General features: G+C 53.8%; 16 protein-coding genes. 8 read left to right on the top strand and 8 right to left on the bottom strand.

Annotation, left to right across the window (positions count from 1 at the left end):
• The first annotated feature begins 9 nt into the window (after positions 1–9).
• On the top strand, positions 10–891 hold the full coding sequence (locus SH302x_RS16270) for a YciI family protein (RefSeq protein WP_479363454.1): 882 nt from the start codon (positions 10–12) through the stop codon (positions 889–891).
• Positions 892–1005: 114 nt separating this feature from the next.
• Here SH302x_RS16270 and SH302x_RS16265 read toward each other — a convergent pair whose 3' ends face one another.
• Both SH302x_RS16265 and moaC read right to left on the bottom strand, forming a co-directional pair.
• Positions 1006–2151, bottom strand: coding sequence for a polyprenyl synthetase family protein (locus tag SH302x_RS16265; protein ID WP_479363453.1), 1146 nt, complete (start codon positions 2149–2151; stop codon positions 1006–1008).
• A 1-nt stretch (position 2152) separates the two neighbouring features.
• Positions 2153–2698 (bottom strand): cyclic pyranopterin monophosphate synthase MoaC, encoded by a 546-nt coding sequence (gene moaC, locus SH302x_RS16260; RefSeq protein WP_479363452.1) that lies wholly within the window; start codon positions 2696–2698, stop codon positions 2153–2155.
• Positions 2699–3288: 590 nt separating this feature from the next.
• On the opposite strand from moaC, the gene SH302x_RS16255 reads away from it, so the two are divergent.
• The 5 genes from SH302x_RS16255 (at position 3289) to SH302x_RS16235 (ending at position 10328) form a co-directional block, all read left to right on the top strand.
• The gene (locus tag SH302x_RS16255; protein WP_479363451.1) at positions 3289–5037 is read left to right on the top strand and encodes a DUF1549 domain-containing protein; all 1749 of its coding nucleotides are present in this window, start codon (positions 3289–3291) and stop codon (positions 5035–5037) included.
• A 71-nt stretch (positions 5038–5108) separates the two neighbouring features.
• Positions 5109–6380 carry a DUF1501 domain-containing protein gene (locus SH302x_RS16250; protein ID WP_479363450.1) on the top strand — a complete coding sequence of 424 codons (1272 nt, stop codon included), beginning with the start codon at positions 5109–5111 and terminating at the stop codon, positions 6378–6380.
• Positions 6364–6945 (top strand): RNA polymerase sigma factor, encoded by a 582-nt coding sequence (locus SH302x_RS16245; protein WP_479363449.1) that lies wholly within the window; start codon positions 6364–6366, stop codon positions 6943–6945. The genes SH302x_RS16250 and SH302x_RS16245 overlap by 17 nt, the downstream gene beginning before the upstream one ends.
• The gene (locus tag SH302x_RS16240; protein WP_479363448.1) at positions 6942–9206 is read left to right on the top strand and encodes a hypothetical protein; all 2265 of its coding nucleotides are present in this window, start codon (positions 6942–6944) and stop codon (positions 9204–9206) included. Before SH302x_RS16245 ends, SH302x_RS16240 begins: the two co-directional genes overlap by 4 nt.
• Positions 9207–9239: 33 nt before the next feature.
• Complete coding sequence (locus tag SH302x_RS16235) at positions 9240–10328, top strand: NHL repeat-containing protein (protein ID WP_479363447.1); 1089 nt, start codon at positions 9240–9242, stop codon at positions 10326–10328.
• Here the strand turns inward: SH302x_RS16235 and SH302x_RS16230 are convergent.
• The 3 genes from SH302x_RS16230 to SH302x_RS16220 form a co-directional block, all read right to left on the bottom strand.
• Complete coding sequence (locus tag SH302x_RS16230) at positions 10315–10971, bottom strand: hypothetical protein (RefSeq protein ID WP_479363446.1); 657 nt, start codon at positions 10969–10971, stop codon at positions 10315–10317. The two genes, SH302x_RS16235 and SH302x_RS16230, sit on opposite strands and share 14 nt — an antisense overlap.
• A 24-nt stretch (positions 10972–10995) precedes the next feature.
• Entirely contained in the window at positions 10996–12186 is a 1191-nt protein-coding gene (locus SH302x_RS16225; protein WP_479363445.1) for a Gfo/Idh/MocA family protein, read from the bottom strand.
• A 269-nt stretch (positions 12187–12455) separates the two neighbouring features.
• Positions 12456–16175 carry a caspase family protein gene (locus tag SH302x_RS16220; RefSeq protein ID WP_479363444.1) on the bottom strand — a complete coding sequence of 1240 codons (3720 nt, stop codon included), beginning with the start codon at positions 16173–16175 and terminating at the stop codon, positions 12456–12458.
• Positions 16176–16516: 341 nt separating this feature from the next.
• Here SH302x_RS16220 and SH302x_RS16215 point away from each other — a divergent pair, with 341 nt between their 5' ends.
• A complete protein-coding gene (locus SH302x_RS16215; protein ID WP_479363443.1) occupies positions 16517–17470 on the top strand; it encodes a S1C family serine protease in 954 nt (317 codons plus the stop codon).
• A 52-nt stretch (positions 17471–17522) separates the two neighbouring features.
• Here SH302x_RS16215 and SH302x_RS16210 read toward each other — a convergent pair whose 3' ends face one another.
• The 3 genes from SH302x_RS16210 to SH302x_RS16200 form a co-directional block, all read right to left on the bottom strand.
• Positions 17523–18716, bottom strand: a complete 1194-nt coding sequence (locus SH302x_RS16210; RefSeq protein WP_479363442.1) for a BtaA family protein — start codon at positions 18714–18716, stop codon at positions 17523–17525.
• Between the two features lie 105 nt (positions 18717–18821).
• A complete protein-coding gene (locus SH302x_RS16205; RefSeq protein ID WP_479363441.1) occupies positions 18822–19532 on the bottom strand; it encodes a hypothetical protein in 711 nt (236 codons plus the stop codon).
• 259 nt (positions 19533–19791) lie between these two features.
• Positions 19792–20796 (bottom strand): hypothetical protein, encoded by a 1005-nt coding sequence (locus SH302x_RS16200; RefSeq protein ID WP_479363440.1) that lies wholly within the window; start codon positions 20794–20796, stop codon positions 19792–19794.
• A 397-nt stretch (positions 20797–21193) separates the two neighbouring features.
• Between SH302x_RS16200 and SH302x_RS16195 the strand changes: the two genes are divergently transcribed.
• Entirely contained in the window at positions 21194–21556 is a 363-nt protein-coding gene (locus SH302x_RS16195) for a hypothetical protein (protein ID WP_479363439.1), read from the top strand.
• Positions 21557–21565 lie beyond the last annotated feature (9 nt).

Here is a 21565-nt window from a genome sequence, read left to right as displayed (position 1 = left end):
GCCAATATTATGAAATTCGTTTGTCTCGGATTCGCTGATCACAGCAAGTTTGCCAACTTCAGCGAATCTGAATTGAAAGCCGCGATGGAAGAATGTTTCGCTTACGACCAACAATTGCGAAAAGATGGCCATTTCCTGGGAGGCGAAGCTCTACAAGAAGCCAAAAATGCAGTCACCTTGCATTTCCGCAGCGACAAAGCGATTGCCACGGATGGTCCGTTTGCTGAAACCAAAGAGCAGCTAGGCGGCATCCTGCTGCTGGAGGCGGATGACATGGCTCACGCCATCGAACTGATGTCGAAGCATCCGGGAGTAAAGCTTGGGCCGTTCGAGATTCGGCCAGCCGACGAGACCATCAATGCACTGATCGAAGCGCGAGTTATGGCTGTGCATCGACCTGCCGGCCAGGAGCTTGGGACGCTGTTGCAAGTGTTTCAGGATCATCTGGGTTACATCGAACAATCTGTTGAAGATATCCCTGACGAGAGCTTTGTAGAGCAACCCAATGGCTTGGTCAATCATCCTGCTTGGACGCTCAGCCACTTAAATGTATCGTTGAAGTTCCTGCTTGCATTGCTCGACGAGCATCAAGTTAGCTTAACTGCCGAGGAGCAGCAACGATTTGGTCCTGGCTCCATCCCGACGACGGATCGAAGTGATTACCAGAGCAAAGCGGAGTTGCTGTCGGAACTGAAGCAATTGCATGTCATGACAGAGAACGCAGTACGCGCCAAACATGCGACGCATTTTTCTCGCGAGACGCCGATTGAGATTCGCCAGTTCGCGGCAAACGTTGGAGCAGTTGCTGTATATCTGCTTGCGTCCCATGAAGCTTATCATCTGGCGCAGATAAATCAGTGGCGACGTGCCGCGAAAAGTAGCGTTTCCTAGCCGAGTTCCTTTTATGGGTGGTGTTTTTATGAGTCTTGCGCACAGTGTAGGTTCAAGATGGAGTTCAGCAACCGCAACGAGCTTTGATGTTTGACCGCGCGGCGGATCGCAAGCCTATCGAGCTCGACGCACTGCGGCCATCGTCAAACGAGACAAAGCATCGTATTGGGCAGTGCCTTTGAGGCAATCGATGCTGGCCAACGCTTGGGCTGCGAAATCGCAAGCCAGTTCGCGCGTGAAATCTTCAGCGTCGGTCTGAGCCAACAACGCCTTTACCCCTTCCACGTCGACCGTTTCTGCATCAAGCAAACTTTGCAAAGCCTGACCCTGTGCAGCGCTGGTTGTGTCGCGGAAACGAAGCAACGGCAGCGTCCACTTTCTCGCTTGCAAATCGGCACCAATGCTCTTACCGGTAGCTTGATTGTCGCCCCAGATATCCAACCAGTCGTCGTGGATCTGAAAAGCGATGCCCAGCTTCATTCCAAAGTCGTACAGTTGTTCGCAGCAATCCAGTTCGGCACCTGCCGCCCATGCGCCTAAGCCACAACTGATTGCGCACAACGCGCCCGTCTTGCCAGCCAGCATTTGGAGATAGTCGCTTTGCGCCAGCGTCGCATCGCCTGCTGCGCGGCCCTGCAAAATCTCGCCCTCGCAGACCGACTTGGATGCCCACGCGATCCAGCGGCCAGGCAATGTCGATTCACCAGCATTGGCTAGATTGTAAGCTTGTGTGAACAACCAATCGCCGATAAGTATAGCGCTGTGCACATCCCATTTGGTATGCAACGTTGCACGGTGACGACGAAACTGAGCGGCATCCAGGATATCGTCGTGAACTAGGGTGGCTGTATGCACAAGTTCGACCACGGCTGCCAGACGAATGGCTTCCTCTGTAACCGTGCCGATCGCTTGGGCAGACAGCAGGAGCAGCGCCGGTCGCAGTCGCTTGCCCCCGAGCAATTTAACGTAATCCAGCATCGGTTGAATCGCCGCTTGATTGCTCGTCAGCGATTCGCTGAGCACGCGTTCGCAATCGGCAAGTGGTTGGCCGATCGTACGCAAAGCGTCTTGCAATTCAGCGCGGTAGTCCATCTCGGCCTTGGTTATCGAAGAAGAAACACGGTTGGCTCGCAAGCGGTTGGGAAGGTTTACACGCGACTTGGGAATTTCAAACGTCCCAGTACGACTTGGTAGAAAGTTGGCTTTGAGCATCTTGCTGGCCTTGGTAAAGTCGTCGGTAATTGCCGTGATAGGAGCCATGTTAAGTAGTACTTTCGCGTCGATAAGGTCCGCTGGCACCACCGTCTTTCGTCCATAGTGCAATGTCTTGGATCACCATCGATCGATCGATTGCTTTCAACATGTCGTAGATCGTTAGAAGCCCCGCGCTAACGGCCGTCAAGGCTTCCATTTCTACGCCGGTTTTGGCCGTCGCGAGCACTTCGACGGTACACTGTATTCTGCAATCTTCGATCCAAACGAAGTCGACATTGACCTTTTCTAAAGGCAGGACGTGACAAAGTGGAATGAGTTGGCTGGTCTGTTTCGTGGCTTGAATGGCGGCGATGCGAGCAATCTGCAGCACATCACCTTTCTTCGAAGCCCCCGATCGGACTGTTTCAGCCGCCAAAGCTGACATCACTAAGCAACCGCGTGCTATCGCACTCCGCTGCGTGATTGGCTTCATCGATACATCCACCATTCGGGCCGATCCGTCTCGGTCCAAATGGCTTAAGGATATCTTTTGATCTTCGATCGCCATGCAGCGGAAATCCAGCGGTTCAAAATCTGTCGTCTTTCCGGCCATCCAACGCTTTCATGACCGCTTTTTGCAAGACAACGTAACTACTTTCGCTAGCTTCCAGTGCGTTTAGGATCGAACGGTTGACAAAAACCGCGACATTGAACTTTCTAAAAGGTTCCGCGAATAGGAGCAGATTACCAGAAATGGTGGCTAAATATCTAGCCAGACTGGCCGTTTCAGCCACTTTTCTATGGCTCAGCGCACGGCAAGTCAGTTATTGAATCCAGGTCAATCAGCCGTTGAGCGTTAGATCACGGTTTCCAAGAGAACCGATGCTAACGCATTCCGGCTAATCGCGAAGACTGAAAAACTGACTTGCCCTGTGGCTCAGCGGACCGTCGTGCGCAGGCAGTCGCTGGCTGGTCCCGAAGTTCAAGCGCTGCGTGTGCTTCCGCAGAAACGACGGTTTTAACGGTGATGCTGGTCGACAAAACGAGCTTAACTGCCCGTAAGCCCGCGTTCGCTGTGAAATCTAGAGTACAATTGAGGTTGACTGAGCGTTCTTTTGGTTGTTTATTCCGCAATGGATGGCGTTTCGCCAGTCGCATGCAAGCCAACATTTCCACGCTGCCCCGTGGAGGGAGCTGTTCCTCATGAAAACGACTTTCCCGAGATACCGATCGCTTTATGGCACCTTGGCCTGCTGCCTCTTGGTCGCTCTGGCCAGCGGACTGTCGGCTCAAACCAAGCCTGATGGCAAATCGCCGACCGCTTCGGCTCGCCCAGTCGCCAAATCGGCAGGAGCGGCAACGGAGTTTGATTTCGCGACCGCGACAACTCGAGAAAAGATCAATGAACTGATTTCCCAAGGCTGGCGGGATTATGAACTGGCCCCTAGCGCCGTAGAAGATGACTGGAAATGGTGCCGCCGCGTTTACTTGGACATCTTGGGCCGTATCCCCAGCTTCCAGGAGTTGGAAGCTTTCGCGAAAGATACCGACAAGAATCGACGTGAGAAGCTTGTCCAAACGCTGTTGTACGACGACCGCTACACCGAAGAGTACGCAACCAACTGGTCGACCATTTGGACCAATATCTTGATCGGTCGCAATGGCGGAATGGAAGACCGCTCGCTGACGAACCGGCAAGGTATGGAGAAGTATCTCCGCGATAGTTTCGCAAGGAACAAACCCTACAACCAAATGGTTTACGAGTTGATCACGGCCACCGGTACCAGCAAGCCTGGCACGGACAAATTTAACGGAGCAGTCAACTATCTGGCGATGAAAGTCAACGAAGAGGACGGCACGCAGGCCACAGCGTCGGTCAGCAAAACGTTCTTGGGTTTGCAAGTGCAATGCACGCAGTGCCATGACCATCCTTTCAACGAATGGAAGCAACGCAAGTTCTGGGAACTGAACGCCTTCTTCCGGCAATCGCGATCGCTGATGCGTTATGTGCAAGGCACTAACCAGATTGATCATATTGAACTGATCAATGAAGACTTCCCCGGACAAAGCGGTAATGCGACAGAAGCGGAAATCTTCTACGAACTGCGCAACAGTGTCGTACGCACTGCGTACCCAGTTTTTGTAGACGATACAGCGATCGGACGCAGCGGTTATCTAAGCCAAGTGGACCGACGTACGGAGTTGGGCAAACTGGTGTTGGCGAGCCCTTACATGGACAGAACCATTGTCAATCGTATGTTTGCACACTTCTTAGGTTACGGCTTCACTCGGCCAATCGATGACTTGGGGCCGCACAATCCGCCAACTCATCCCGAGTTGCTGGACACTTTAGCCGAAGATTTTCGCAAGGCGAGCTACGACATGAAGGCGCTGATGGAATGGATCGTTTTGTCGACACCCTATCAGCTTTCTTCGTCTTCAACCAAACAGAACGAAGTGGACGATCCGAACGTTGGCGAACCGCCACGCTTCACGCACTTCTACTCAAGGCAAATGTCTGCCGAGCAACTTTATCAGTCGCTAGTGGTGGCCACTCAAGTGAACCGTAACGATTCGCTGGAGAAGCAACAAGCGAACCGCAATCAGTGGTTGCAGCAATTCGTGGTTGCCTTCGGTACCGACGAAGGGGACGAGACGACGACCTTCAATGGTTCGATCCCACAAGCGTTGATGATGTTCAACGGCCAATTGATGAACAACGCGATCAGCATTGAACCGGGGACTTGGCTGCGGCAAATCGCCGAGAACAAAGCGCCACTGGTCCAGAAGGTGAATTACTTGTTCGCCGCGGGGCTGGCTCGTAAGGCACGTCCGAACGAATTGGTTATTGCAAAAAACTTACTTTCTGCACGCAACGGCAATGAAGCCGAGATGTTGCAGGATTTGTGGTGGGCCATCTTAAATTCCAACGAATTTATCATTATTCACTAATCGATAGGTCTCTTTTCGTCATTTGCTCGCTCTTATCTAAACGTCTCAATCACCATTCTGAGGAACCTACCATGTGGAATCGTTACGCTACACCAACGGGAATGAATCGACGGCACTTCATGAGCCATATGGCGGGTGCATCGGCCATGCTGGGTGCTTCGCTGTCGCTGGGTCACTCGTTTCGCGTGCATGCTGACACGCTGAAGAAGAATAACAAGAGCGCGATCTTGTTGTGGATGGGGGGCGGCCCTTCGACGATCGATTTGTGGGACCTCAAACCAGGCTCAGCTACCGGCGGTCCTTTCAAACCAATTTCGACCACTGGTGACGTGCAAATCTGCGAACACTTGCCGATGATCGCTCAGCAGATGAAGAATCTATCGATCGTGCGTTCCATGAGCACTCGAGAAGCGGACCATAACCGAGGTCGCTATTATATGCATACGGGCTACGTGCCCAATGCGAACGTCGAGCATCCAAGCTATGGTGCGGTGATCGCGCATGAGCTGGCTCATACGCGACCCGATTTGGAAATTCCGCCGTTTGTTAGCGTCGGCGGCGCGAGCGAAGGGCCCGGCTTCCTAGGTATGGCGTGGGCACCGTTCAATGTCTCTCGCAATGGGCAGATTCGCGACTTGGATATGAGACTGAACCAAGCGCGTTTGATGCAACGCATGCAAGCGCTCGATATGATCGAAACGAACTTTGCATCGCAACGACGTGGTTCTGCTTCGGAAGACCACCGCAAGATTTTAGGCAAGACCTTGGATTTGTTGACTTCCAAACAAATGGATGCGTTTCGTATCGAGAAAGAGCCTCAAGCTGTGCGTGATCGCTATGGTCGAGGCTTTGGCGAAGGCTGCCTGTTGGCGCGACGTCTGGTGGAAGCTGGCGTGCCGTTTGTCGAAGTGGACCTTGGCGGCTGGGATATGCACGCAGGTATTTTCCGCTCGCTGGAAGATCAACGCTTGCCCGAGATGGACCGGGGCATGAGCGCTCTGGTGGAAGATTTGGAGCAACGAGGCTTGCTGCAAGATACCGCTATCATTTGGATGGGTGAATTTGGTAGAACACCTCGAATCAACGCTGACACTGGGCGCGATCACTGGGCGCGAGCTTGGAGCGTCGTGGTCGGTGGCGGCAAATTCGCAGGTGGCAAAGCGATCGGTGCGACCAATGAAGATGGTACCGAAATTCTAGGCCAAACCTACAGCAGTGAAGACCTGATGAGCAGCGTTTGCCACGCGTTGGGGATATCCTTGGAAACCACGTATACTGCCAAGAACGGTCGTCCGATGAAAATCGCTGGCGGCGGAAAATTGATCGATGGATTGTTCGCTTAAGGATTACTCGGTTATGCAAGGTTCGCAGTCTGAAGGCACCGTCCCTGCGAACCCTGCTATCGACCTGCAAGCGTTGATTGACCGTCATCAGGTCAAGATCTGGCGATATCTGCGCGTCTTGGGTTGCGATGACACGCTGGCTGACGACTTGACCCAGGATACGTTCGTGGCCGTGCTGCGCAAACCTTTTGAAGTCGTCAACGACGCGGCGACTGCCGTTTATCTTCGTCGCGTCGCTTACCATCTATTGATCGATTACCGGCGCAAGACAAAACGCACAATTCTGTCAGCCGAGATTCATCAATGCGATGAACTGTGGGTTCGCTGGATTAATGCAGACTCCGAAGACGAGATTTTTGAGTACCTAAAGTCATGCTTCGATCGCTTAACAGACAGAGCGCAACTGGCATTGAAGATGCGGTTCCGCGACGGTAACAGCCGCGAATCGATCGCTGAAGCCTTAAAGATAAGTCCCAATGGCGCAAAGAACTTGATGCAACGGGCAAAATCACAACTCAAAGAGTGCATTGAAGCCCGACTTCAAGACCGCCGAGATAAAACATGAACATTATGAATCTCCCCCCTGACGACGCCGATCCGCTCATCGATGCTTTGCTGGACGAACACTTCCGGTCAAAAAAGCCTCGTATGCTCGATAGCGATACGCTTTCAGCCGCTCTAGCAAGTGCCACTTTTTTGGAAGAGTCGGATGTTCAGCGTTTGGACAAGGCGCAAGCGGCTGGAAAGCTCGAGCTCGCTGCTTGGTCTCAGACAGGCCGCGTGGTATCACAGATCGCTAACACCGATACGGCGGGAACTGGTTCCGCAAGCGTTGAATTCGAGCCGCGATTCCGTTCGCTGCCAGCGAGAATTGCGATGGGCGTTACCGCAGCGTTGGCCGCCAGTTTGCTGATCTTCTCCGCTTCGCTGCTGCCAGTTAAAACGAATGATCCATCGGATTCCATCGCCGACAATAATGATGCTTGGAACTTGCCCGACGCCGATCGCATTGCATCCAATGGCAGTTCGACAAGCGGTTCTACGACGGAGTCCAACATCGGGAATCCAGACGAGGCACCTGCTGCGACGATCATCGCAAACAGCAGCGAGCGTCAATTGGCAGTTGGCGATTCCGGAAGTTCGTTGGCTGAACAAGGCGATGCAGCGGATGCAACAAGCACTGCGATCGCTCAACTTCCCTTTGGTTTGGATCGCGATCGCAACCAAGCCAGCGGCGATGAGCGATGGACAGGGGGGACGACCGAACTTTGGAGTGCGGACGAGCAGCAGATTGTTGCCACCATCAACTCGCAATTTGAACAGCTATGGGCGAAACTGGGTTACGAAAGGCCGGAACTGATTCCATTGGCCCAATGGGCAACCCGCGTATCGCTGGCACTGACTGGCGAACCGCTTGACGAAGCGATCGAACTGGCGATTACCAGCCAACCGGATAATGAGCAAACACGGGCTGAATTTGTCAATTCGCTGACTCGCACTGACGCGTTTATTCGCTTGTGGACCGATCGATTGTCTGACAGCTATTTTAGCTTGACCGCGAATGCTTCGCCGCAAGGTGCAGTCGATGTGAAAGCAGCGAAGGAGTTGATTGCAACAGCATTGCGTGAAGATCAATCGGTCGTGCAACTGTGGCAAGACCTGTTGGCTGTCGATACCGAAGAAGTTGCCTCCCGCGGCTCCAGTGGGATCGCGGGCAACGCGAATGCCAAGGGAGCTTGGTGGCGAATTCACCGTCAGTTGGATGGCCGTCAGCGTGGTTCACGTTTGATTGCGATGGCCGAAGGCAGTCAAGCCGCGTGTGCTCAGTGCCACAGCGCTAACGACTCGCCAGCGGCATGGAGCGGTTCGGCGGTGGCAGTGGACCGCGCCGCCTTTGATCGCTTCTGGGGACTTGCTGGTTTGGTCAACAAACTTCAAGTGGATGGTGAACGTTTGGCTTGGAATGTCAAGCAAGAGCTTTTCTATGACGATGCCGAGGGCAAAGTGCAGTTGGCCGCGGCGAAAATCCCTGAGCTTGGGCCAGCAGTCCGATTGACCGGCCGCGTGGTGCAGGACGAGGCACAAGCGTCCGCTGCGTTGACAACTTGGGTGCAGTGGCTTGTTCGCAGCCAGCCAGCTCATGAAGCGTACGTTGACGCCGTTTGGAGTGCGTTGTTTCGAAATCGCTTGGCAAGTGATCCTGAGAGCACGGCCGAGTTTAGTGAGCTGAGCGAGTTGCGCAGCTTTCTAGCGACAGCCAAAGGTGGCTCCAGTGATTCGTTGCGTAGTTTGCTGCGGACGATGGTGATGTCCAGCGCGTTCTCGGTGCCGACGGCTGATCCTACCGAATCGTGGTACCTTGTGTCTCGGCCAGAGAACATCGAACAATTGCGACAGCAGATGAAGACCTTCGCACGTTATTCTCCCAACCCTGACGCGACGGTGACTTCTGACGAACGCTTGATTGCTTGGCTGTCGGAACAGAACCGACCTTCTCCGGTCGTATTGGCGCAACCCAAACAGCTCGAGTTGAATTCGAATCCTCCACGTCCCTCGGCGAGCTCGACGGCTGCGCGCAGCATTAGCGCTGGCCAGCTAGACTGGCTGATTCGATCGCAACATCCTTCACCCGCGACATCGCAATGGATCGCAAAGCTGGCCGCTTCCAAGCTGGATTGGACACAAGTGGTCCAGCATCTTTACTTGGCGAAACTGGGACGTGAAGCGTCCGGTCCGGAAGTCAGCCGCGCTCGCGAATTCCTGGAGTTAAGCGGCAATCGTGAAATTGCATTGGCTAGGATACTGGCAAGTCTGTCGTTGAAGTGATCTTGAATCCATAGAAGCAAGCAGGAGTTCGGCATGCGAGGGTGGCTGTCGTTGGCGTGGGGACTTGCCGTTTTATGCTGCTGGCTCAGCACTGCTAGCAGCGCTGAAATCATTACGCTGGCAGGGACCGGGCAAAAAGGTTTTAGCGGCGATGGTGGTCCAGCGGAACTCGCTCGGTTGAACAATCCGTTTGCAGTTGCGAGAGGGCCTGATGGCGCGATCTATATCTGCGATGTCGACAACCACCGTATTCGTCGGATCGATGATCGCGGGACAATTTCTACGTATGCCGGCAATGGTACGCAAGGTTACTCCGGCGATGGTGGGCTTGCCACTGCGGCAGCTTTGAATCAGCCGTACGAACTGGCTTGGGACAACTCCGGCGAACTGTACTTTGTCGAAGTTGGCAACCATGTTGTGCGAAAGATCAACCACCAGACAGGTCTGATCCACACCGTAGCTGGAACTGGGCAAGCAGGTTTTTCCGGTGATGGCGGTCCCGCGATAGCTGCGCAGTTCAACCAGCCGCATAGCCTGGCTTTTGGTCCCGATGGGTTGCTCTATGTTTGCGACATTTTAAATCATCGAATCCGCCGACTTGATGTCCGGCAGGGCACGATTGAAACGTGGTCAGGAACGGGCGAGCGGACTACTGCGGCGGATGGTTCGACAATCAGCGGCTCGTCGCTGCATGGCCCCCGGGCGCTGGCGTTTGCCAAGGATGGAAGTCTAATTGTCGCGCTGCGCGAGGGCAATTCGGTACTGCAATTGGATTTGGAGAAAGGCACGTTGACGCGAATTGCGGGAACGGGCAAAAGCGGCTTTACTGGCAATGGCGGCCCGGCGTTGCAAGCGACTTTGTCAGGGCCGAAATGTGTAAGTTTGGATCGCGATGGGAACATCTATTTGGCCGACACCGAATCGCATTCTATTCGTATGATTGATCGAGCTCGCGGGACCTTGGAACTGATTGCCGGCGACGGTGTGCGCGGCGACGGGCAAGACTCCGTCGATCCGCTGGCATGTCGATTGGCACGCCCGCATGGCGTGTGGGTGGAAGCCGACGGAGCGATTTTGATTGGCGACAGCGAGAACCATCGCGTGCGAATCATTCTGCCTTAAGTTGGCCGCGGATCCAAACGCTGGGATCCTGGTCGTAGCGAATCTTGTTGTCCGTCCCAGCATTCACGATACATTGCAGGCCGCTGAGCAAGTCAAAGAAGTAGCTGATTTGCGGGAACTCACTGGGTTGATACCCATGCAGTAATTCAGCCGGCAAAAAGCTGTACAAGGTCCAAGCGTCCCCGTTTACTGCGCTTCGGCATTGGATTGCGCTGTTGTGGTTGGTTTCCCGGGAGTTGGGGTTGAGATCCGATTTTCCTTGGATCAGGGACGCTTGAATTTTCTGTGTCCCCGATTGGATATCGTAGTTGATCTGGTGACAGAACTTGGTCAACCTCTTGTTAGCAAGCGCGCCGCGTGTATCGATGAAAAATCGAAACACTGTCTTGTTGGATTTCGCTAACGAGCCGCTGACCAAATCGATAGGCAGGCTACCTTGCAGATAGATCCCTTGCAACGACCAAGCCATGGCGGCCGCGATCTGCGGGGGATTAAGTTTTTCGTTCTGCAGTTTTGAAAAGCAAGGTAGAGCGTATGAGCCCGCGAGCTCCCACATGTCCTTCTGTTTGACGCTTGGTTTCAACTGGTGAATCTGAGCGGCAAACTGAAACATCAAATGGGGAGCGATACTGATGCGGGTCATAAGATATCTGCAGGTTGGGGGGGGCTAGCGAATGCGAGGGTGCTTCATCGGCATCCAAGCGCCATTGGCTTTGCTGCTGGCGACGCACTGCTGAATGAACAACATACCTTCGACGCCATCATACACGTTAGTGTAGACCGTGTCCTTTGCTTCGAAAGGTTTGCCTGCTTCGGCAGCCAAGATCGATTCGTAAGTGGCTGTGTAGATATTTGCAAACGCTTCGAAGTAGCCTTCTGGATGGCCACTGGGCAGACGGCAAGCGGCGTTGGCGATACCGTGCAAGTATCCGCCGCCTGGATCGCGCGTGTAGATTTGATGCGGTTTGCCGTTTCGACGAACGTAAAGTTCGTTGGGGTTTTCTTGTCGCCAGAACAACGACGCTTCGGTCCCATCGACTTCGATGTACATGTCGTTTTCTCGACCGTGCGAGATTTGACTGGCAGTGACGGTCCCTAAGGCCCCGTTTTCAAACCGGACAAGTGCTGTGCCGTAATCGTCCAGCGCGCGGCCTTCGACGAATGTCTTTAGATTACAAGCGATCTCAGCGGGCTTGAGATTGGTCATATAGCGAGCCATGTTATAGGCGTGAGTCGCGATATCACCAAAGCAACCAGCGGCACCGCTGCGTTTGGGGTCGGTACGCCAAGAGGCTTGCTTCTGATCGGAGTCTTCCAATTTGGAGCGTAACCAGCCTTGGATATAGTTAGAGCGGATGGCTTGGATTTCGCCGAACTCACCGTTCAGGATCATCTCACGCGCTTGACGCACCATTGGGTAACCGGTGTACGTGTGCGTTAGCGAGAAGACCTTGCCGGTTTCTTCGACCGTATTGCAAAGATCTTCTGCTTCCGCCAGATCGAACGTCATCGGCTTATCGCAGACGACGTGGAAGCCCGCTTTGAGAGCCGCTTTGGCGATTGCGGCGTGCGTATGGTTGGGGGTTGTCACACTGACGAAGTCGATCCGATCACCGGCTGGTTTAGCTGCTTCGGCCTTCATCATTTCTTCGAACGATCCGTAGGCTCGATCGGGCGCGACATCATAAGCCGCGGCGGAATCTTTGGAGCGTTTGGGGTCGCTGCTGAATGCCCCGGCGATCACTTCGGCGCGGTTGTCCAAGCAAGCGGCGATCGAGTGCACCTTGCCGATAAAAGAACCGATTCCGCCGCCGACCAAGCCCATTCGCAGCATACGGTTCAGGGGATCATTCGTCATGTTGCATTTCCTTCTTTGAGTGTGGTTGGGAGAGTTGTGTTCTGAGTTGGGATGTAGGTCCCCGGTCGATCGGCCAGCAGGTCGATTTCGCACGTTGCTGGCGGGGGGAATCCGCACTTCAGGTTTTACCATATCGCAGTTTTCCTGCTAGTTGGCGTTGCGCGGTTCCGGCAAGAGCACAAGTGACCTTGTTACCGGCCTACGCTGCGCATCGTTTTCGTTTAACCGCGTGCCCATCGGGCCGCGTCGTCGCTGCCGGGTGCAACTCGCTAACGGCTCGCTTGCAGCTTCTGAAATGGAAGCGTGATATACTCTAGCAACTCGCGAGGGCCTGCTGTCGGAAACTGAGGCACTGCGGATGACTTCGATCGCTGTACCACGGATTGCGAAACTTGACGTGTGATCTCTGGCCAGTCCAAGTAGCCGTTGTTGTTGTCGTCCACTTGGCTTTGCAATGCCGCTACCATCGCCGAGGTAAATACACTGGCTTGCTCCCCAACATACTCTGCCGCCAACTGATCGCCTTCGGTCGCCGTGAGCGTTAGCACTAAATCGCTTTGCAACATCCGGACCGCGTTCTTCAGCCGCTCACGCTGCAACGTTTGCACTGCACCACTGTGGCAAGTGTCCAGTATCACGATCTTGCGACAAGCGACATCCTTCCACACGGCGATGTCTGCGAAGTTTAAACAGTCCACGAAATTACCAAGCTTCAAATCGCGATAGCTTGCATCGGCGGAAACAAAGTAGTATTGGTCAGAATCAGGATCCGCAACGCCATGGCCAGAAAGGTAAATGATCAACACGTCATCAGGTTGCATATCTTGTGTTTGGTGCTGCAGCTCCCGGCGTGTCGTTCGCCAATTCGCTCGATTCACCTCTTCGTCGACCATCAGTATCGTATCGACCTGATACAAACTTTTGGCCGACGCTTGTACGGCTCGCGTAAATGCCAACGCGTTATCGCTGCCACGGTCCAGAGTTGGAATTTGGCTGTCGCGATACTTGCTGACGCCGGCTGCGACAACCAGCATTTTGCTCAACGCCGGTCGCGTCACGTTCTGACGACTGACCGTGACTTCGGCAGCCCCCACCAACCGCTCACGAGTTGACGCGTAAACTTGGATCATTTGGTTTTCGTCGGATGGTAGATGCATTTCGAAAGTCGCTCGAGCGACCATGAACCCATCGCTCAGAGGTTGAGCTTGTGCGATAGTAACACGCTGAGCGGGCACGCCGCTAGCATACGCCTGGACTTTATCGAGCGACTGACCAACGCTCAGTAGAATGTCGGCGCTGACTTCGATCACGTTGCTATCGATCACCGCATTGGGCGACGGCCAGCGGATATCGATACGCGGCGTCAGCGCGACCGCATTGTCAAGCACACTTTGCATGCCTTGCCGATTGTCGCTGAGAGTCAACGCTGCATTGTCGATGCTGCCAGAGGGCAAAAGCAGCTTCATCAAGTCAGGTCGTTCCAGTACTTGCTGGAACCGATCGGCGCGATAGAAATCGGGCGCTTGCCGAAGCCCTCGATTTACTTGCCATCCAAACAGAGAGTTGCCATTGAAGGATGCATCATAGATGCCCGACGGAGTCCACATCGCCCACTCGCGATCGATGGCCACAAGCTGTGTCGCCATTTCGCGCCAGTGCGGGTACGCTTGAAAGCCTAAGTTCTGGCGCTGGCCGCGACGATAAATGAAACGCAACGGCAAGTCCAAGGGGGCCTGAGCCAGAAAGGCAACGATCTCTTGTGGTTCCTGATAGCGGATTCGCTCGCTTGTCCCGCCATCCAGTCGTTTTTCCCATGAGATTTCTGTCAAAACGTCCCCTTGCCGCAATCCTTTTGCATACAGCGGCCCAGCGGACAAAGCGGCGGAAACCTCGACTCCATCTTCAATCGCTTCAAAATCGCAACCCCAAGTCCGTCGTGTTCGATCCTTGGGTTCGGCTAGTATCTGATCCAGGGACCAGAATCGAAGCGTACAGTCCGACGCACTAGAGAGCACGTATCGATAGTCGGGCGAACAATCGAGCGAATGGATTCTTGATTCATGCCCACGAAACACGCGCACCAACTCACATTTGGGCGCTAACGGATCGCGGATCGCAAACATAAAGATTGCTGCTTCGCGGTCATCGGCCAAAGCGAACAGGATCGGCGTCCGCTGAGCGATCGCGGCGGCAACGTCGCAGCACCATGCCACGCAACGTGGCTGGCGGATCGGTAAGGATTTGTCGCCATTGATTTGAGGCAGCTCCGTCCACTTCATGTTATCGCGCATAATCCAAGTCAAGCCGACGGGATTTGCCACCGTGGGCGGTTCATGCACAATCGATAGCACATCACTCTGAAAGTTGTCGCTCTGTTTGGATAATGGATGCCACAGCGCTTCGTCGACTCCGATCCAGTTCATCGTTTCGCTGCTGAAGGCGACTCCACTGGACTGCTGCGGTGCGGCCGCGCTCGGAAGAGTGACTTTCCAGCGATAAGGCAACGTGGTACTGAACTGTGCAGCAGCGATTGAAGAGATCGTCTTCTGCTGGGGCAATTCGACCGCTTGCTCCGGTGCATCGATTGGTTCCAAGCGAACGCTGCGATCTAACCCAATCGCGATGCGTTGGTTCCCCGAATCAAGATCAATGCCAATCGCACGCGAAGCGAACTTGCTGGAACGTATCCATTGCAAGTTATCATCGTTTTCGATGTTCCAAATTTCGACCAGCGATTGGCTTTCCTGCGGATTCACGGCTAAAGCGGCGAATCGATTGCCAACGCCACTTGTCGCGACATCGACATAAGCCAACCTGTCTTCGAACGAGCATTTGTGTTTCATTAACAGCTTGCCGCTGGCATTCCAAGCATACAGGAATCCAGCATCGTCGCTTGCGAACAGATACTTACCCGACTTGGCTGCTGCGATACTCGCCAGCTTGGCTGGCTGAGCGAGCGTTTGCAGGGCTTGTTCGCGCGACGCAGTTACGCCTTTGGATTGAGCGAACTGCTGAAACCTAGTCACGGACGATTGCAGGACGCGGTCAAGATCTTCGCGAGCAATCAGCGGGGACAAAGTCAAAGTTGTTTGCCCCGTGGCCACATCGGAAATCCCTAAACGCCAAACTCCATTGGCATCATCGGCAGCTTGATAAACGATCGATTCGAGACCGAGTGCAGCCAAGTGTCGACGGTTTTCTTGTTCAACGCCTGCCTTCCTCAGCCAGCGTGGTTGCCAAGCTCCCGATTCCAGTTCGCTCCAGATCGCAAGCCCGTTGCCTGAATCGATAGCCGCCAACTGACGGCGATCTTTACCTACCCAACACACCTTGTGAACCTCGAACCGATGCGCGTCATCCGGAGTGACCACGGGTGGCAACCATTGGTTGCGTTGATGATCAATGATCGCGATATCGCCCAACTGACCTTCGGCACTTGTCCCGGCGATGGCAAGCCGTCCGTTCGCTTCGTCGATACTGCGAATTACGCCTCGCTCAGCCCGTTGCACTTGCCAGCGATACGTGCCAGAGTGAAACCAACGTTGGTCAGCCCGACGACTCCAACCCAATACAACTTTATCGTGCCCTGCAGAGAACAACCGATCGCTTGTGTGGTCAAAACGCAGCGTGTTGATTGTGGCAGTATGCTCTGCTTCCACAAGTCGCAGCCATGTTGTTTGATCGCGACTTTCTGCAAGCACTGCGTCCAGTCGATCTCGCCCAGCGTTAGAATCGTCGGGACTCGAATCGGTCGCGTCGGGACGGTTGGGGTCGGATTGGATGAAGCGAGGCAAGCTCGATTCGCTGGGCAATTTGTCGGCTGCGGGTACGGTGCGTTTTTGACCAGGCAGTTGCGATTCGCTGGGCATTGCAATTGGCTTGGAAGAGTCTTGAGCGCGAAGAGTTGTTGCCATCTGGCATGCGGAGGTCCACAGCGTGGCAACAGCCAGCATACAAAACACGGCATTAGAAGAGCTTGAACGCGTCATAAGAATCTCGGGGCGAAGAGGTGGATGCCAAGATTATCGCAGCTTGATCGGCAAGGTTGCGTAGATTCCTGGTCATTTTGTAAATCAAGCGGGGCTATGAACCGGAATTGAATAGCAGGTCAGGGGAAACGACAATCGTACGCGATTATGTTATAACCCGTTGTGTTCCTTTCCTGATACGCTTGGCCAACATCGTGGCTTCGGTTCGCAACGAGTGAGTTACGCTTTTGACATACTCGACAAGATCAGCGAAATCTATCGCACTGCTGACGATGATCTGTCTAGCTGGCTGCTGGCAACGCGATGCACACAGAGGTCCGGATAGTACCACCAATGTTCTTATGTCGTTCTCGGAAGGGTCTGAGGCGATCGTAGCGAAGGTTTCGCCAGCGGTAATTCGGTTGGATATCAGTTATCAACGCGAACCCATCAGCGATCGATTGGAAGAGTTCTTTGGCATGATCCCGCAACAATCGCAAATTGGTTCGGGCGTTATCGTGGACACTGACGGTTGGGCGGCAACGAACTATCACGTGATCCGAGGTTCGCAGGCGATCCGCGTAACCTTAGCAAATGGCCAACAGACGTCGGCGAAGGTTGTCGGGTATGATCCCTTGACGGATCTTGCATTGATCAAGCTCGCGGATAAAGTCCCTGCAGCAATGGAGTGGGGCGATTCGCGTGGCGTGGTAGCCGGCTCGCTCGTGTGGTCCTTCGGCAGTCCATTCGGAATGGATGGCAGCGTAAGCTTAGGCGTGATCAGTTCGCCCACTCGCAGCTTGTATGCCGATAACCCTTTCCACGATTTTTTACAAACCGATGCAACAATCAACCCTGGCAGCAGCGGTGGCCCTTTAGTCGATATCACTGGTCGCATCATCGGTATCAATACCGCGATTGCTGGCGATCAGTTCGCGGGGGTGGGGTTTGCGATTCCGTCGAACATTGCCAACGAAATCATATCACAGCTTCGACAAACGGGAGCGGTTGACCGAGCCTGGATCGGAGTCCAACTGGCGGAAGTTAGCCAAGACGATGCCATACTCGCTGGCCGAAAAGACGTGACGGGTGCGATCGTGCAAAGTTTTTTGGGGACAGACACGCCGGCGGAGCGAGCGGGGATGAAGCGAGGCGACTTGCTGGTTGAAATCAACGGACAAAAGGTCTTTGGGCCGACGCAAGCGATTCGCTTGATCGCGGCTGCAAAAGCCGGTGAGCCGCTGGGCGTTATAGTTCAGCGGCGTTCCGAACAGCAGAAGTTGACGGTCACTCCAACCGTTCAACCAGCACGTTAAAAACACCTTCTAAGTCCAACGCATGATCCAGACTTCGTAGATCGTTCCAACCTTACGCAGGCAAGGTTAGATCGGCGATGTAGAACGAGCCGTAAGTGTGGACACGATCGAGTTGGTGAAGCCGATCGGAGAGATCGGTTTGGTATCGCAACAGTTCGGGCAGTCGCGTTTCTTGATTGGCCACTCTGACGTTGACGTTGTCGATAAAGTCGGTACGCAGCCCACCGCTGCGCCATAAGATCCGCGTATTAGGAGCCGCGCGACTAATGATCGCTTGCCATTCGCTTTCCAGCAGCGGAAAAAAATGGTCGCTTAGCCAATCCATATGATCCAGCAAGACAAATCGCGAAATGGTGCCATCATATTTCTCAAGGAAACCTTGTACGCTATCGGAATGCATGTGAATCCGATCAGCCAGTCCGCTGCGCAGTTGCTGCCACGATTCAGGCTTCAAGTACTCGGGCAGACACGTGCGCGTGTATTTCCCAGTGATGTACACTCGCCAAAAATAGTTGTCATGCATCGGCAGTTTGGCGAAGACCGCTTCCATCGCATCTTGAATGAACTTCACAATGCCGCCGGGATACTGAGTGTCGATTTGTCGCCGTTGAGCTTTCGGGACGCCCAGCAAGCTTAACGTGGTATCGCGATTCATCGCAAATTTCAGCCATCGCGACCACATTTTTTCGTGCACGCGTTCGTAGATCGCTTGCTGCTCGCTGAGGTCTTTGGCTTCGAGGAGTTCGTTAACTTCCTTGCGGATACGAGCCACGCGGTCGATGTAGACGCTGATGCCTCGAGCGAACGCGCCACTGGTTCCGCGGAAATAAAAGCTGCGTCGCGGATTATCGAAGAACTTGATCCAGCGGTCCCAGTAACGTCGCGACCAATCATGCAGATGAGGTCTGAGCTTGGATGCATACAGCCCGTCAATGCCAGGCATCGTTCCCGATCCGAACATTTGGAAGAAATCTTCATACTCCAGCGCCTGGGCGGCTGCCAACTTAAGATCCAAAAGCGCATTTTGCCGAGGGTTCATGTCGACCGCATGGACTTCGCCCGCGCCGGCGAGCGCATAATCCAGCGCATTGCATCCAGCGGAAGTGATCACTAAGACACGGTCATCGCTGGTCAACTGCATGGCTTCGCGATCCAACCGTGGATCTTCCCAGCAAGTGTTGTAGACCAAGTTATTGCCATGTACGAACTTGAAAACGCGGCCGCTGACCCACTCCTGGAATGCCATATTATTCGACGAAGATCGCTATAAAGTAAAAAAGGCTGGACGCTTCAATGTTCCAGCCGAAAGATCATAATCTAGCAAGTGTTTTCCACTTGCCCAGAATCATCGCTACCGATTATTCGGTTTGCGTTGTGGTGGCGCTGCGGCATTTGGATCCGCGGGAACGGCCGCTGGGTCAGCACCACTGGGAATTGTACGGCGTGAGCTGCCTGCCGAAGGAGCTCGAACCTCGCCACCGCCAACGAACACAATCGGGCCCGCTTGAATCTGGCCAGAATTTTGCATCGCTCGATTTACAGGAATTCCATAAGCGGCAAATTGTCCAGATTTGGTGTCGACCACGTACATGAGGCTGCGAGCCAAACGTGTATTGGATGACGCTGGCGGATTCTGCATGCGCCCTGAGACCAACAGGTATTCCGCGTTTTTGGTCGCCGCTAGTTGCTCGGTAACGTTGCACATGTACTTGGCACCGAAACGCATGAACTGTGGGTAGTAGACGTAGCAGGTTAAGTCACCTGTTTTGAAGTCCAAAAAGAAGATCGCTTCATTTTCTTCATCGACAGTCGCTGTCGCGATTGCCATATCGGTGCCACCATGCGTGGCTGTCGCTCGCAGAAACTCCGGCGGCAGTTGGCTTACTGTGGTACTTTGTGAACGTCCTACCAGAAATGCCGCGGTTGCGATTGAGGCAAAGCTGAGTAGGAGCATACCAAGCACCATGGATTTGGTGCCTAGCATGGAAGTGAAAGTGGTGAAGCCGCAGCACGGTTGCGTTGTTTGTTCTGGTACTAAGTCTAGTTCAATTTGCTTGTCCATCGTATTTGCTCCTGGTAGGAAGAGTCCGCCACGCTGCCATCATTTTAGCGGAAATCGCGGCCATCGCGACAGGTGGCTTTGGTAGTCCAGAAGATTAATTCCAAGATTGCCCGCTGGTGGCATCGGTAGTACGCACACTCCGTGTGCCGTGGCAAAAGGTAGTACGCACACTCCGTGTGCCGTGGCAAAACTTCCTGCGGACGGCACACGGAGTGTGCCTGCTACTCGGCTACCTTTGTTGCCGGCCAAAAAGACCGCATCAAGGATACTGCCACAGCAGATTCTGAATGCCTTTGGCGAAGTATGGGCACTCGGCATAGTAAGTCTTCTCGTCATGAGAGTTACCCACCACCGAACCACAGTCAAACTGCTCGATCAAATCGCCTGAATTCAAAGGCGAGGTGGCACGGGGATTGAACATTGGCCCGAAACCGCGAAAACCAGCCGCAATCGGATTCGATACACGATTGATGTAACGGAAGCGACGAAGCACAGGATCTTTCGAATTGTAAAGATTGACCATCCATTCAATCGAACGAGTCGCTTCGCCAAACCGACCGTTAGGAGCAATCCAATCGCGATCGACCGCTGGCGCAATCAAGGTGACTCGGTAGCGACGTTCAAAGTTGCAATTGCCGCACTGGCTGGGCAAACCATACAACGAACCACCGGACAGCAAATGCAAGGAACCGATGACTGTTCTTGCGCCAAACGAGAAACCCATTAAACTTACTTGCGACGCTGGCGAAACGCGCTGAATCAAGTAATTCAAGTAGTGCGCTTGGACGTCCGCGCAATCCGCGTTCTCACGGATGTCCGATACAAAACCACGATCACGCTCGCTGGGCCAGGACAATACAACTAAGCGATAGGGTCGCAGCGCATGCTTGGATAACGCTCGATTAACAATCAGAATACGTTCGCGAGTGTTCTGCTCGGTCATCCAGTTGCCGTGGACGTAAAAAATCGTCAACGGTGGCTGCTGCACCTCGGCTGCATCATTCGCATAGTCCGCCGTATGTGTTGCATCGAAAAAGTCTTGTATCGTCTTTGTTCTCCAACGCCCATTCTCCACGCGATAGACGCGGAAGTCGGGATTGGCAAACATGGCTGTGTTCTTGCAACAAGGTAAATGGCGAGTGGAAACTTCCCACACATCTCCTTGATAGCATCGACGTATCGACGGTGCGATTGTTCCAGCAGGCGGACGAAGGCTATCGACCACTGGCAAAGCGACTTCTGTCAGGGGAACGTTCAACGGCATCGTTTCAGAATGCATTTGCGGATGAGGTATGACCACAAGTTCTTGCGCAGGAAGGCTACTTAGACCAACACTGCACATTGCGATCAGTGCGCACAACCTGCTGAGTCGCAGAGTTGTGCCTGAGAATGAATACGATATCTGGAAGAGGGCCTTGGCTAGTCTCATGGTGTATTGGTGAGGAAGGAGAGAAACAACCTACATCACATCACGTGCAAGGGCGATGACGTACTCAAATGTAGCACTCAGGCTACAAAACTTCAGTCAAAGTTTTCGGATTGTTGAAAATAATCGACGTGTTTCGTTTGCTCAACGTTTTCTGTGTCGTAGAGTTGTGCGGTTTCAACACGTACAAACCTAAAAGTCGTACAGTTCTTTCAGTTTTTCCAAGAGCATTTCCATGAAACGCTGCAGTTTAATCGTACTAGCCCTACTGAGCATAAACACGGGCTGCATTTTTGGTCGCTCGGATGGACGACCAGGTTTCTTCTCCGGTATCTACAATCGCATTCATGGCGATTCATCCATGGGTGCACCGTGCGCTTCCGGTCGATGCGGACAACCGATGCCTCCGATGGCTCCTATGATGCCTCAAGCGGCCATCATGCCGGGATGCTCAACTTGTGGTACCGAGACGCTAGGCTATCCCGAATACCCGATGCATGGAGAATACATGCCGGGCTACAGCGAAGGTTCCATCAGCTTTGGCGAAACTATTCAGCCGAACTTGAACTCGATGCGAACGATCCCATCGGGAACTTAGTATCCTCAA

The sequence above is a fragment of the Njordella calcicola genome (genome assembly GCF_056494125.1).
The sequence above is the reverse complement of the archived record's forward strand: the minus strand, read 5'-3'. Positions and strand labels throughout refer to the sequence as shown.